Consider the following 13,515-nt stretch of genomic DNA (forward strand, 5'->3'; position numbering starts at 1 on the left):
GTGGTCACGCATCGAGAAACGCCTGCGCCTTGGCCACAAAATCGGCGTGATGCTGGAAAATCCCGCCGTGTCCGGCGTCCACATAAATCACCAACTGTGCATTGGGGATAAGCCTGGCCAGCTCGAACGAGTTAACGCTGGGCACCATGATGTCGTTGTCGCCGTTGACGATCAGCGTCGGCGTGCGCAAGCGTTCGAGCGCTTGCCGCGGTTGTCTGCCCCACGCCGTGATGGCTTTCAATTGCCGCAGGAAGGCGCGGGGCGTCGGGCCCTTGTCGCGATTGTTCTTGCGTGCCTTGAGGCGTCGTAAATACTGCGAGGCAGACCGTCGCCCATTGGCTGACGACGTGAAGAAAAGGTAGAACTTGGGGTCGCGCAGGGTCAGCAAGCCTTTGAGGATCAATGGCCACGACACTGTGCCGACCTTGTCGATGCCGGTGCCGCCCGCCGGTCCGGTGCCGGTCAGTATCAAACGGCGCACCCGATCAGGTGCCTTCAGGGCGATGTCCTGAGCGACGAAACCGCCGAGGGAGAAACCGAGCACATCAGCGTTTTTCAGCCCCAGCGCCTGGATCAACTGGATGGCATCGTCGGCCATTTCACCCACCGTCAGTGGCGCGGTTCCACCCGAGTTGCCGATGCCGCGATAGTCGGTGGTGATGACGCGTCTGGTTTGCGCCAGGCCATCAATGATCGCAGGGTCGAAGTTATCCAGCACAGCGCCCCAATGGTTGAATACTACGAGGGGCACACCCGTTGCGGGCCCGGTGTCGCGGTAGGCGAAGGGAATGCCGTTGACCGTGATCGACTGGTTTGCCGCGTCGACGAATGACGCCGGCGAACCCGTACGGGAAGTTGTCTGCATTGAATTCATTGTCACTCCGGACAGCGGGCTGGATTCGATGCAGTGCCATGCACCTGCATCGAATCCTGCGCGCATGCTCGCTAGCAAAAAATCACTGTGGCGTCTGGTAGCGCTGGGCAACCGCAGACTGGCGGATTTGCCCCAGCAGCCCCTGACGTGCGCCCTGCAGGTCATCCCAGCGCTCGGCTTCTTGCAGCGGCGGGATGGTCACAGGTTCGCGGCGATCGAAACCGACCAGTGCGGCATCCACCAGATCACCCACTTCCATGATTTCGCTCAAGGTGTTGACGTCGATGCCGGAGCGATCCCAGATCTCCGTGCGAGTGGCGGCGGGCAGCACGGCTTGCACGTAGACGCCCTGAGGCGACAGTTCCAGGCTCAGGCCCTGGGACAGGAACAGCACGAAGGCCTTGGTCGCACCGTAGACCGTCATGCCGAACTCCGGCGCCAGACCCACCACCGAACCGATGTTGATGATCGCTCCTTCACCGGCCTTGGCCAGGCGTGGAGCAATGGCGCTGGCGAGCCGCACCAGCGCCGTGGTGTTGAGGGCGACCAGTTGCGCAACGCTGTCGGTGCTTTGATCGACGAAGTGACCGGACAGTGCGGCGCCGGCGTTATTGACGAGGATGCCGATGCGGGCGTCGTCGCGCAGGCGGCTTTCAATGGTGGTCAGGTCGCCGAGTTGGGTCAGGTCTGCCGGGATGATATCGACGGCGACGTCGTGCTCGCTGCGCAAACGAGTTGCAAGTGTGTCCAGGCGGGCCTTGTCGCGGGCGACCAGTACCAGATCGTGGCCACGTTGCGCGAAGCGTTCGGCGTAGACGGCGCCAATGCCGGTGGAGGCGCCGGTGATGAGAACAGTAGGGCGAGTGCTCATGGGGTATCTCTCTTTCAGGAGGTGAGAAACAGAACGCGCTCAGCTTGCGCTGACGCTCGATTCAGCAAGAGTCGGGTAGTCGATGTAACCCGCCGCGCCGCCGCCATACAGGGTGGCGGGATTGAACGCAGACAGCGGCGCGCCACGCTCGAGGCGCTCCACCAGATCCGGGTTGCCAATGAACGGGCGACCAAAGGCGATCAGGTCGACCTGGTCTTCGGCGAGTCGCGCATTCGCCAGGTCCAGGTCATAGCCGTTGTTGGCGATATAGGTGTTTTTGAAACGCTGGCGCAGGGCGCCGAAATCGAAGGGGGCCACGTCACGCGGGCCGCCGGTCGCGCCTTCGACCACGTGCAGGTAAACCACGTCGAGGGCGTCGAGTTGTTCGACGACGTAATCGTATTGCGCCTGCGGATCGCTGCTGGATACGCCGTTGGCCGGCGACACGGGAGACAGGCGCACACCGGTGCGATCCGCCCCGATCTCATTGACGACAGCCGCCGTCACTTCGAGCAACAGACGCGCACGATTTTCAATCGAGCCGCCGTAGTCATCGGTCCGCAGATTGGCGTTGTCCTTGAGAAACTGATCCAGCAAATAGCCGTTTGCACCGTGAATCTCTACGCCATCGAACCCGGCAGCGACTGCGTTGGCCGCAGCCTGGCGGAAATCGGAGACGATCCCCGGCAGTTCACTGAGTTCCAGCGCTCGGGGTTCGGAAACGTCTTCGAAGCGGTTGTTGACGAACACTTTGGTAGCAGCACGCAGTGCAGAAGGGGCCACCGGTGCGGCGCCGTTTTCTTGCAGGTCTGCGTGTGAGACGCGGCCAACATGCCACAGCTGCAAGAAGATTTTGCCGCCCTTGGCGTGGACGGCATCGGTGACTGTACGCCAACCGTCTATCTGCGCCTGGGTGTAGATCCCGGGGGTGTCCTGATAACCCTGGCCCTGTCGGGAAATCTGAGTAGCTTCGCTGATCAGCAAACCGGCGCTGGCGCGCTGGCTGTAATAGGTCGCCGCGAATTCGCTGGGGACAAAGCCCTGGCCTGCGCGGTTACGTGTGAGCGGTGCGAGAACGACGCGGTTCGACAGCGTGAGACTGCCTAGCGTGTAAGGGGTAAACAGAGTCTGCTTGGTCATCTGATGAATCTTCCGTGCCCATTGATGGAGATCGGTGGGGTGCGAAATTAGGATGATGATCGAAATCTAAACTGTCAACAGTTTTGATTATGGCCAACATCTATGTATCATCGGACGCAGAAATTCCCGCTGAACACGAGGTATTGCACGTGAGAGTGACCAAGGCCCAGGCGCAGGCCAATCGAGAACACATCGTTGAAACGGCCTCAGAGCTGTTCCGTGAACGTGGCTTTGATGGCGTCGGTGTGGCGGATCTCATGGCGGCTGCCGGTTTCACCCATGGAGGCTTCTACAAGCACTTCGGGTCGAAGGCCGACCTGATGGCCGAAGCCTCGGCCTGCAGTCTTGGTAAATCGTTGACAGGTGCCCAGGCGCTTGATGTTCCCGGTTTCATCAACGTCTATGTGAACAGAGAACATCGTGACGGACGCGGCACCGGCTGCACGATGGCCGCGCTGTGTGGCGACGCGGCGCGTCAGACGGACGATGTGAAAGCGACGTTTGCCGAAGGCATTGAACGCACCCTGCAAACCCTGGGGGAAAAATATCCGACAGGGCCGGGTGCCGCGGAGGGTGAGGGGAGACAGAAAATGATCGACTTGCTGTCGCGGGCGGTTGGCGCAATTGTCTTGTCACGCGCCTGCCCGGATGATTCCGCATTGGCGGATGAGATCCTTGAGGTATGCCGCGCCGAAATGTTTGCTTCGTTGCCGGTGTTGCCGGTCGATGAAGTGGAAACGCCGTAGACGGGCCGATCCGCCCTGTTCGATGACTTGAATGTCAGCCCGTTTCAGACAGCCGTTTTTCGTGAATATGTACTCTATTGGTCACGATTTGTAAGACCTCGACAGGGTGAGTAAGCTACGTCCATGAACCAGCCATCCATATCTTCGCCAGGCCCACGTGGCCCAGTCGATCACGACATTCGTGATCAGATTGTCGCGGCAGCCAATGAACACTTCAGCCAATACGGCTATGGCAAAACCACGGTTTCCGACTTGGCCAGGGCCATCGGTTTTTCCAAGGCGTACATCTATAAGTTCTTTGATTCCAAACAGGCGATCGGCGAAGCGATCTGCACAAACTGTCTGGGGCAAATCGTTGCAGCGGTAGAACAGGCTGTTAACGCAGAGGCGATTTCGCCAACCGAGCGTTTGCGCCGACTCGTGAAAACCGTGATAGCTACGGGTGTCGACCTGTTCTTCAATGACCGCAAGCTCTACGACATCGCGGCATTCTCCGCGGGGGAGCGCTGGCCCAGTGCCCAGATGTATGAAGACCAGATCAAGCGCTTTATCTTCGACATCGTGCGTGAAGGGCGGGAGCTCGGAGAGTTCGAGCGCAAGACCCCGCTGGACGAGACCGTCGAGGCGATTCATCTGGCCCTGCGTCCCTTCGTCAACCCGTTGTTGCTGCAGCACAATCTGGATTTTATCGAGGTAGCGCCCACGCTGACCTCCAACCTCATTCTGCGTAGCCTGATGCCCTGAGCCAACCCGGATCACCTGTTCAGGTGAACTGGGCCAGAGCGCCACGTCCCCCAACCAGGTTTCCTGTTCCCGCTATATGCGTGCCGCAACGGATTTCCCGGGTTTCCATCCTCCACCCAGCGACTTGAATACCGCCACCGCTGCACGGGCCGATTCCGTCCGCGCTTGCGCTCTGGCGTCGGATGCCTGCAGCAGTGTTTCGTCGGCGTGCAGGACATCGATCAGGCTGGCCGTACCTTTTTCATAGGCGGTGAACGAGGACTGGCGAGCTTGAGTCAGCGCCGCCTCGCCGCCGGTAAGGGTGGTGGTCTGGGCTTGCCGGTTCACCAGTGAGGACAGCGCGTTCTCTACATCTTCGGTGGCGCGCAGTACCGATTGGCGATACGCGGCCAATGCTTCAGCTTCCTGTCCCTTCGCCTGATCGATTTGGGCATTGATGCGTCCGAAGTCGAATAGCCGCCAGCGCAAACCCAGGACACCGGCCGACTGGCTTGCGCCGCCAGTGAAAAGATTGCCCCCGGACACGGCTGTCGCGCTGCCCAGCAAGGCGCTGAGAGAAAATTTCGGGTAGTACTCGGCAATCGCTTCACCGATGCGCGCGTTGGAGGATGCAAGACGGCGTTCGGCCACGATCAGGTCCGGTCTGCGCCGCAGCAGATCTGCCGGAGTACCCAGTGCAGTCAACGACGGCACATCGGGAATTTCGCCCTCACGTGCCAGTTGCGTGCGGTGAGTGCCGGGAGGCGTGCCGAGCAGCACGTCCATCGCATTCAGGGCCGCCTCCAGACCGCTTTGCAGTACCGGAACGGTTGCCTGGACTTGCGACAATTCCCCCTCGGCCTGACGCACCTGGTAATCCGCGGCCAGACCCTTGCCGTAAAGCAACCGAACTTTCTCCAGCAACCCGCGCCGGGTATCGACTTGCCGGTTGGCGATATCCAGCCGTGCCTGTAATCCGCGCAGAGTGATGTAGACATCGGCCGTTTGCGCGGCGATTGCCAGTCGTGTAGCGGTCAGACCCGCTGCTGAGGCCTGGTACTCAGCCAGTGCTGCCTCACGCCCGCGGCGCAGTCCGCCAAAGACATCGACTTCCCAGCCCGCCTCGAGGTTGGCCTCGTAAGCATTGCCATAACGGTCATGGCCCGGTGTTGAATTCAACACCTGGCCCAGTGGCGTCTCGACGGACTGATAAGCGCGTGCCGCCTGTGCGCTGATGTTCGCCGAGGGCAGCAGTGCTGCATTTGCGGCGCCCAGGCCGGCCCTTGCCTGGGTGACGCGCGCTGACGCCTGCGCCAGGTCCAGATTCTGCTGCAGCGCCTGATTGATGAAGTTGGTCAGCAGCGGATCATTAAAGCTTTCCCACCAGGTGACAAGGCTGTCCGGAGTCGATCCGGACCGCGATTCGACAGCAGACTGGCCCAGGTAATGGTCCGAAAGCGGGGCATCCGGACGGTGGTAATCCGGACCCACTGCACAACCTGCCGTGAGGCTGGCGGTAACCAAAAGAGCAATCGGGCGGAGGGGAGGCATCGGCGTTCCTTAACGAGATTTTCGTGACCATATTACGTAATGGTCACATCGTGTCAATTGAGGATAACTGATCTGATCGAGCCTTATCCCAAAGGAATAACTGCGCGAATGATGAAGAACTGGAGCATCGAATACTTCACGAAAAGTGACTGTTGACGATAACGGTCACGAGCATGAGAATATGATGATCATCCTATTCCAGTAAGGGAACCTATGCGCCGGCTCCGAACTATCCCCATTGCCGCATGCCTGTTGCCACTCGCGCTGGTGGCGTGCGGTGATTCTTCCTCCGTCACCGACCCGCGTACGCAGGCGCCTTTGGTCCGGGCCACCACCGTTCAGGCTGCGGCTGACGGTTCTCGATCCTTTACGGGGGTTGTGACGGCGCGCATTCAGGGCGACCTGGGGTTTCGCGTGTCGGGCAAGGTGCTCGAGCGTCTGGTTGACACGGGGCAAACCGTCAAACGCGGTCAGCCGCTGATGCGGCTTGACCCCATCGACCTGGGACTGCAGGCACGTGCGCAGCAGGAGTCGGTCACCGCCGCCCGGGCCCGCGCCAGGCAGACGGCCGATGACGAAGCCCGCTATCGCACCCTGGTCAGCGCCGGCGCCATTTCCGCATCGGCCTACGATCAGATCAAAGCCGCCGCAGATACTGCCAAGGCGCAACTAAGCGCCGCTGAAGCGCAAGCGGACGTTGCCCGCAATGCTTCCGGTTATGCGGTGCTGGTTGCCGATGCCGACGGCGTTGTGGTGGAAACACTCGCCGAACCCGGACAAGTCGTCAGCCCTGGACAACCGGTGGTTCGACTGGCGCGGGCAGGGCAGCGCGAGGCCATCGTGCACTTGCCCGAGACGTTGCGTCCCTCAGCAGGGTCCACCGCGCAAGCCACGCTCTATGGCGACGCCTCGGGTGCTGTTAAGGCGAAATTGAGATTGCTTTCGGATTCGGCCGACCGCACGACGCGTACGTTCGAGGCGCGCTATGTACTGGAAGGCGCACTGGCCAATGCGCCGATAGGTTCGACAGTCACCCTCAGAATCGCCAAGGGCTCGACACCTGCCGCGTCGTTGCAGGTGCCCGTCGCTGCGGTTTACGACGCAGGTGAAGGCCCTGGGGTGTGGGTCATCGCGGGCTCCCCGCCAACCGTGACCTGGCGACCGGTTCAGGTGCAGGGGTTGAGCGACGATTCTGCGCGAGTGGCTGGCGATCTGCGCGTCGGCGAACAGATTGTGGCGCTGGGCGCTCATCTGTTGCACGAAGGTGAGCCAGTAAGAGTACCCGGGCCTGATGCGGCGACCGTTGCCGGGAGTCGTCCATGAGCGAAGGACGATTCAACATTTCCGCCATCGCCGTTCGCGAGCGCGCGATCACGGTCTTTCTGATTTTTCTGATCGCCGTTGCAGGCATCCTGGCGTTCTTCCAGTTGGGGCGTGCCGAAGATCCTCCGTTCACGGTCAAGCAGTTGACCGTCATCACGGCGTGGCCGGGGGCGACTGCACAAGAGATGCAGGATCAGGTCGCCGAACCCCTGGAAAAACGCCTGCAAGAACTCAAATGGTACGACCGCTCGGAAACCTATACGCGGCCAGGGCTCGCTTTCACGATGGTCTCGTTGCTCGATAGCACGCCGCCTGCGCAAGTGCAGGAGGAGTTCTATCAGGCACGTAAAAAACTCGACGATGAAGCCGTCAAGTTGCCGGCCGGAGTCATCGGGCCGATGGTCAACGACGAGTATTCGGACGTGACCTTTGCGCTGTTCGCCCTGAAAGCCAAAGGCGAGCCCCAGCGTCTTCTGGTCCGCGATGCGGAGTCCATGCGGCAGCGCTTGTTGCATGTGCCGGGGGTGAAGAAGGTCAACATCATCGGCGAACAGGCCGAACGGATATTTGTTTCGTTCTCCCATGACCGGTTGGCGACCTTGGGCTTGTCACCGCTGGACATCTTCGCCGCGCTTAACAGTCAGAACGTACTGACCCCGGCCGGATCAATCGACACCAGCGGGCCACAGGTTTTTCTGCGTCTCGATGGTGCGTTCGACAAGCTGCAGAAAATCCGCGACACCCCTGTGATCGTCCAGGGGCGGGCACTCAAGCTGTCTGATGTGGCGACGGTCGAACGCGGTTACGAAGACCCGGCCACCTATCTTGTGCGCAATAACGGCGAAGATGCGCTGTTGCTCGGCGTTGTGATGCGTGAAGGCTGGAACGGTCTTGATCTGGGCAAGGCGCTGGATGCCGAGACCGCAAGGATCAATGTGGAAATGCCCTTGGGAATGAGCCTCTCGAAGGTCACCGATCAGGCAGTGAATATCGACTCCGCCGTCGGCGAGTTCATGGTCAAGTTCTTTGTCGCGTTGCTGGTGGTCATGCTCGTTTGCTTTCTGAGCATGGGCTGGCGTGTTGGCGTGGTGGTCGCCGCTGCCGTGCCGTTGACCCTGGCGATCGTGTTTGTGGTGATGGCAGCCACCGGCAAGAACTTCGACCGTATTACCCTCGGATCACTGATCCTGGCGCTCGGTTTGCTGGTCGATGACGCGATCATTGCCATTGAAATGATGGTGGTGAAAATGGAGGAGGGCTACGATCGCATCAAGGCGTCTGCCTATGCCTGGAGCCACACGGCGGCGCCGATGCTGTCCGGAACACTGGTCACTGCGATCGGTTTTTTGCCGAACGGTTTCGCTCAGTCAACCGCCGGCGAATACACCAGTAACATGTTCTGGATCGTGGGCATCGCTCTGATCGCTTCGTGGGTCGTCGCCGTGGCGTTCACTCCTTATCTGGGTGTGAAACTGTTGCCGGACATCAAGGCTGTCGAGGGTGGACACGCGGCGATCTACAACACGGCGCGATACAACCGATTCCGCCGGGTTCTGACCCGGGTCATTGCGCGCAAGTGGTGGGTCGCGGGCATGGTTATCGCGCTGTTCTTCGTGGCCGCTGCGGGCATGGGCCTGGTGAAGAAACAGTTCTTCCCGACCTCTGACCGTCCTGAAGTCATGATCGAGGTGCAAATGCCCTACGGCACGTCCATCGAGCAGACCAGCGCCACGGCCGCCAAGGTCGAAGTCTGGCTGCAACAGCAAGACGAGGCAAAAATCGTCACGGCCTATATCGGTCAGGGTGCACCGCGTTTCTTCCTGGCCATGGCGCCGGAACTGCCCGATCCGTCGTTCGCCAAGATCGTGGTGCTGACCGACAGTCAGGAGGCACGGGAAACCCTCAAATTGCGTTTTCGTGAAGCAGTCGCTCAAGGGCTCGCCCCGGAAGCGCGCCTCAGGGCATCGCAAATCGTGTTTGGTCCTTATTCGCCATTCCCGGTGGCCTACCGGGTGATGGGGCCTGATCCTGCGAAGTTGCGCGTGATCGCGGAGCAGGTGCGGGGCGTGATGCAGGACAGCCCGATGATGAGAACCGTGAACACTGATTGGGGCCCGCTGACGCCGTCGTTGCATTTCAACCTGGATCAGGACCGTCTGCAGGCAGTGGGACTGACATCGACTGCCGTTGCACAGCAATTGCAGTTCCTGCTGAGCGGAGTACCGATCACGGCGGTGCGCGAGGATATTCGTTCAGTGCAGGTCATGGGGCGGGCAGCGGGCGATATCCGGCTCGATCCGCAGCAAATCGAAGGCTTCACCTTGGTCGGTGCGTCGGGGCAGCGAATCCCGTTGTCGCAGATAGGCGAAGTCGATGTGCGCATGGAGGATCCGATCCTGCGCCGACGTGATCGCACCCCGACCATCACCGTGCGCGGCGATATCGCCGAAGATTTGCAGCCACCGGATGTTTCCAGTGCGCTGCTGATGCAACTGCAGCCGATCATCGAGAAACTGCCTTCCGGTTACCGGATCGAGCAAGCGGGTGCGATCGAAGAGTCCGGCAAGGCCGGCAAGGCGATCCTGCCGTTGTTGCCGATCATGATCGCCATGACGCTGGTCATCATCATTGTGCAGGTGCGTTCGGTCTCGGCGATGATCATGGTGTTCCTCACCTCACCGTTAGGCTTGATTGGTGTGGTGCCGACACTGCTCATCTTCAATCAGCCGTTTGGCATCAATGCGCTGGTCGGGTTGATTGCACTGTCGGGGATCCTGATGCGTAATACGCTGATTCTGATCGGTCAGATTCATCACAACGCGCAAGAAGGGCTTGATCCGTTTCACGCTGTCGTCGAAGCCACGGTACAACGTGCGCGACCAGTACTGTTGACGGCCCTGGCGGCGATCCTGGCGTTTATTCCCCTGACACACTCGGTGTTCTGGGGGACGCTGGCCTATACCCTGATTGGCGGCACGCTCGTCGGCACCATCATGACGCTGGTGTTCCTGCCCGCGATGTACTCGATCTGGTTCAAGATCGATCCTGAGGCCAGGCCGCCGACTGCAATAGTCAAACCGGTATAGCGATAAATGCTGGAAATCGAGGCCCGCTCTGGCGGGCCTCTTTGCGCGCGCAAGTGAACAGCCTGGCGTGATAGTTTGGGCTGGCATGCGTGGGCAAGGGGCAAAACTTCCGGATCCCGGAAACGTCCGCGTTCAGCCCTTGGTGGCAGAGCTTATGAAATCGTGTACCAATGGAAATGGATGTACTCGTCGTCATACTCCGCGAACAGTGAAACGATGAAATCCGTCTTCATTGAGTACATCAACAACGCTCCGACAAAACCTGTCCGCTCATGCAGCGGTTGCTTGAGCGGAGCAATCAAATCAATCGTCCGATCCACAATCATCTGATTGAAAAAAGCTTCCGGGATTGTCTCGAACTTGGCGTCGGATATGTATTGTGGGAAACGGCTGTCACTTTCAGGTCGCCAATCCAGGTACTCCGCCTGGAGCCAGAATTGCAGTCCGTTTTCACCATGCCGTTTGGGTGCGCGAGTTATTCTGATGGTCTCCTGCGACTCAGAAAATCGAAAGGCGTCGTTTGGATAGGTGACGTAGTAGAGACCGCGACATTCACTTCGTGCAGCACTACAAATCTGCTGTTCACTCGATAGTTGATCGAAATCGCTTCTGTCGAACATGTAATTACCTGAGGTTTACTTCGTGCAATTGGGCTATAGCGCGATAGTAGCAAAATCGTCTTGCTGATTTTTTCAGGAGGTGTCTTCATCCCGATTTGGCCAGGCTCAAAGCAAGTCCTCAGGCTGCATCGTCAAAATGATTTTCCCGACGTTCTCGGAAGACTCCATTCGGCGGTGAGCATTGGCGGTGTGTCGGGCGAGATGTGGCGCGTCGACAAGGGTGGGGCACGAGGCTGGGCGTTACTGCGGCGCCTCGCACTTCGGTCAGGTGCCTGCATTGGGAGGTTTCATGCATGACTTTAGGATCAGTCTGATAGGAAGGATTCCTACGTGCCCTGAAAATCGGGAGTTAAACAATCGTTAACTCGCATGACTAAGGACAAGCATATGAAGTCTCTGCGTGACATTCAGAATTTACAGCTGAGACTGGTTGAGTCCGCGTCGGTGAATGAAAACTGCGCTGCTGACCTGTTAAGCATTCTCCGCAAACTCACCGCTGCGGAGGCCAGCAGCGTCGTCGAAATAATCGGCTTGCTGCAACATGAGGCTGCAATGCTTTGCGAGCTTTCCAGAGACTTAACGGTTCAACGGTATGCGGCAATTTTCGATAAGGCTGCTTGTTGGCCCGGTCATCGAACGAAACACTTGTCGATAGCGACCGCTACTTTCGCTGGGACTGCCAAAAAGCGCCGGGGACCCTGAGGACTTTCAAAGGACACGGGGTCGGAAACCCGCGGGATGTTGTCAGTAGGAGGCCTTCCAGCTTATCGACGTATTGGCCACTGAAGCGCTGATCCGCGATACCGCCGACTCTAGCAAGGCCGCCGTTGCTGCTCGCCACCATCAGGAGCGGCTTCAGCGTGATGTGTACAGCCACGTTTCAGCCCAATCCGAGTCGACTAACCGTTGAGGAAGCGGACTTTGTCGCCATATTTGAGTACATCGGCTGTCGGCTCGGTATTGATCGTTTTCTGCAATTCACTTCAAGGCGAAGTCAACGTAATCAGATAAGCGCCTGAGTTCAGCGGTTTGCCGGCGGCATCAACCAGGGCGTATTGCTGATCGTAGTAACGGCCATCCTTATTCCCGGCCACGACCAACTTCACGTCTACTCGCGAATGATCGAGCGCGCTGACCGAGGGAACCGGTGCAACGCTACGCACACTGACCGAGTCGCCGCTGACCTTGTTCGGGCAACCGGTGAACTCAAACGTCGAACGAGTCCCCACATGGGAGCTACAACCCGATTCGACAATACTGCCGTGAAACTGGATGACGCCCTGGCCTGACGGCGTTGCTGCCAGGCACGCACCGCTCAGCGCGAAGAACAGGCTGATACCGACCGACACACGTTTACCGTTCATGGTGATGCTCCTTAGGGTTGTAAGGACTGCATCGACAGGTCTGGCTGGGATCTTGAGTTTTTAAGGAATGTTTATTTCCTGAAGTTGCCAACGGCGTATCAGGGCTCATCCGTCAGAATGAGGCTGCTGACAAACTAAGAATTGCCTGATGTTCGCCGCTTTTCACGGTCGCTAAGGTACGGGGCCCATTATCTCCAGGTATCGCTGTCAGCATGATTTTTTCTAACAAACAAACACTAATGTGCGCCGTGCTTAAAATCGCTTGTGTGATGGCGTTTGCCTACGGCCCCGGCGCAATGGCTGCGAATTGCAGTTATTGGAGTGGCAAAGCGGTCACCCTGAATTTCGGAGCCCGTTTGACCGCTGACAGCCTGGCGATCCCCCAGGACGCCCCCATAGGTACAGTCATATACGAGGAAACTCTTCAACTAGAAGGAGTTTGGTATAAATGCGAGTCATGGCATCTTTACGGATTTTACATGACGCCAGCGCTCGGTGTACCTTCCGGCAATACTTATCCTCTGGGCAAGACCGGACTCTCTTTCCGTGTAAAGCGAAGTGTCTCTCTCGGGGACTTGTCACCGCCCATCTCTCGCCCCAGCAGTCTCGGTGATCTTTGGTCAACCGGCAGTGGCGCGCACACGCTTCAAATTTTCAAGTCCGCCGAACTGTCATTGCAGAGCAGGGTCGACGCTGGCGAATTGGGCCAATTCAAGGCCGGCGAATTGCTGCTTGTCACGTACAACCTGGTCAATCCAATCAACCTGAATACTGCCTCCTGCCAGACCCCTGCAGTGTCCGTCCAAATGGGCGTGGACTATCAGCTGAACGAGTTCGAAAAGAGTGGCTATACCCCTCGAATGATCAAGTACAACATCGCGTTGAAGGAGTGCCAGCGTGGCATCCAGAAAGTGACCTATCAGCTCAAAGCCAATACACCGGTGATTGATCAGCAAAAGGGCATTGTTTCACTGAGTTCCGGATCATCAGCCAAAGGCATCGGCTTACAGCTGATGAACGAGGCAGGAGAGCCCATCGCCCTGGACACTCCTTACCCGTTCAGCGGTTTCAACCCAACGGGCACAGACTTCAAAATTCCTTTATCCGCCTCTTACATCCGCTTGGCCGATAGCGAACTTGAAGCCGGCACTGCCGATACCGACGTCACGTTCATCATGAATTATCTGTAACAAACTAAGGATCGTCTGATTTTTCCT

11 protein-coding genes and 2 pseudogenes are annotated in these 13,515 nt (G+C 58.7%); 7 read left to right on the top strand and 6 right to left on the bottom strand.

Features of this window, described 5'->3' with window-relative positions; all coding sequences use genetic code 11:
• Positions 1 to 4: 4 nt before the first annotated feature.
• From IHQ43_RS13680 to IHQ43_RS13690, 3 genes are all read right to left on the bottom strand, one after another.
• Entirely contained in the window at positions 5 to 874 is an 870-nt protein-coding gene (locus tag IHQ43_RS13680) for an alpha/beta fold hydrolase (protein ID WP_192564798.1), read from the bottom strand.
• An 82-nt stretch (positions 875 to 956) separates the two neighbouring features.
• Positions 957 to 1,745, bottom strand: coding sequence for an SDR family NAD(P)-dependent oxidoreductase (locus IHQ43_RS13685; RefSeq protein ID WP_192564799.1), 789 nt, complete (start codon positions 1,743 to 1,745; stop codon positions 957 to 959).
• Between the two features lie 39 nt (positions 1,746 to 1,784).
• Positions 1,785 to 2,885: an alkene reductase gene (locus IHQ43_RS13690; RefSeq protein ID WP_192564800.1), complete on the bottom strand. Its 1,101-nt coding sequence runs from the start codon at positions 2,883 to 2,885 to the stop codon at positions 1,785 to 1,787.
• A gap of 149 nt (positions 2,886 to 3,034) precedes the next feature.
• On the opposite strand from IHQ43_RS13690, the gene IHQ43_RS13695 reads away from it, so the two are divergent.
• Together IHQ43_RS13695 and IHQ43_RS13700 are read left to right on the top strand one after the other, a co-directional pair.
• On the top strand, positions 3,035 to 3,631 hold the full coding sequence (locus tag IHQ43_RS13695) for a TetR/AcrR family transcriptional regulator (RefSeq protein ID WP_192564994.1): 597 nt from the start codon (positions 3,035 to 3,037) through the stop codon (positions 3,629 to 3,631).
• Positions 3,632 to 3,754: 123 nt separating this feature from the next.
• Positions 3,755 to 4,375, top strand: coding sequence for a TetR/AcrR family transcriptional regulator (locus IHQ43_RS13700; protein ID WP_192564801.1), 621 nt, complete (start codon positions 3,755 to 3,757; stop codon positions 4,373 to 4,375).
• A 72-nt stretch (positions 4,376 to 4,447) separates the two neighbouring features.
• On the opposite strand, the gene IHQ43_RS13705 is transcribed toward IHQ43_RS13700, so the two are convergent.
• Positions 4,448 to 5,905 carry an efflux transporter outer membrane subunit gene (locus IHQ43_RS13705; protein WP_192564802.1) on the bottom strand — a complete coding sequence of 486 codons (1,458 nt, stop codon included), beginning with the start codon at positions 5,903 to 5,905 and terminating at the stop codon, positions 4,448 to 4,450.
• Between the two features lie 213 nt (positions 5,906 to 6,118).
• On the opposite strand from IHQ43_RS13705, the gene IHQ43_RS13710 reads away from it, so the two are divergent.
• Together IHQ43_RS13710 and IHQ43_RS13715 are read left to right on the top strand one after the other, a co-directional pair.
• Positions 6,119 to 7,228: an efflux RND transporter periplasmic adaptor subunit gene (locus tag IHQ43_RS13710; RefSeq protein ID WP_192564803.1), complete on the top strand. Its 1,110-nt coding sequence runs from the start codon at positions 6,119 to 6,121 to the stop codon at positions 7,226 to 7,228.
• On the top strand, positions 7,225 to 10,314 hold the full coding sequence (locus IHQ43_RS13715) for an efflux RND transporter permease subunit (protein ID WP_192564804.1): 3,090 nt from the start codon (positions 7,225 to 7,227) through the stop codon (positions 10,312 to 10,314). Before IHQ43_RS13710 ends, IHQ43_RS13715 begins: the two co-directional genes overlap by 4 nt.
• 152 nt (positions 10,315 to 10,466) lie before the next feature.
• Here the strand turns inward: IHQ43_RS13715 and IHQ43_RS13720 are convergent, their stop codons facing one another.
• Positions 10,467 to 10,934, bottom strand: coding sequence for a hypothetical protein (locus IHQ43_RS13720; RefSeq protein WP_192564805.1), 468 nt, complete (start codon positions 10,932 to 10,934; stop codon positions 10,467 to 10,469).
• Positions 10,935 to 11,114: 180 nt separating this feature from the next.
• Here IHQ43_RS13720 and IHQ43_RS13725 point away from each other — a divergent pair.
• Both IHQ43_RS13725 and IHQ43_RS29580 read left to right on the top strand, forming a co-directional pair.
• A pseudogene (locus tag IHQ43_RS13725) lies at positions 11,115 to 11,213 on the top strand (phage holin family protein); the annotation flags it as partial.
• A gap of 487 nt (positions 11,214 to 11,700) precedes the next feature.
• Positions 11,701 to 11,838 (top strand): annotated as a pseudogene (locus tag IHQ43_RS29580) (terminase small subunit); the annotation flags it as partial.
• A 79-nt stretch (positions 11,839 to 11,917) separates the two neighbouring features.
• Here the strand turns inward: IHQ43_RS29580 and IHQ43_RS13730 are convergent.
• On the bottom strand, positions 11,918 to 12,298 hold the full coding sequence (locus IHQ43_RS13730; RefSeq protein WP_192564806.1) for a type 1 fimbrial protein: 381 nt from the start codon (positions 12,296 to 12,298) through the stop codon (positions 11,918 to 11,920).
• A gap of 212 nt (positions 12,299 to 12,510) precedes the next feature.
• Between IHQ43_RS13730 and IHQ43_RS13735 the strand changes: the two genes are divergently transcribed.
• The gene (locus IHQ43_RS13735) at positions 12,511 to 13,488 is read left to right on the top strand and encodes a fimbrial protein (protein WP_244142268.1); all 978 of its coding nucleotides are present in this window, start codon (positions 12,511 to 12,513) and stop codon (positions 13,486 to 13,488) included.
• The last annotated feature ends 27 nt before the right edge of the window (positions 13,489 to 13,515 follow it).

Origin of the sequence: Pseudomonas gozinkensis, assembly GCF_014863585.1 — a bacterium.
Taxonomy (GTDB): Bacteria; Pseudomonadota; Gammaproteobacteria; order Pseudomonadales; family Pseudomonadaceae; genus Aquipseudomonas; species Aquipseudomonas gozinkensis.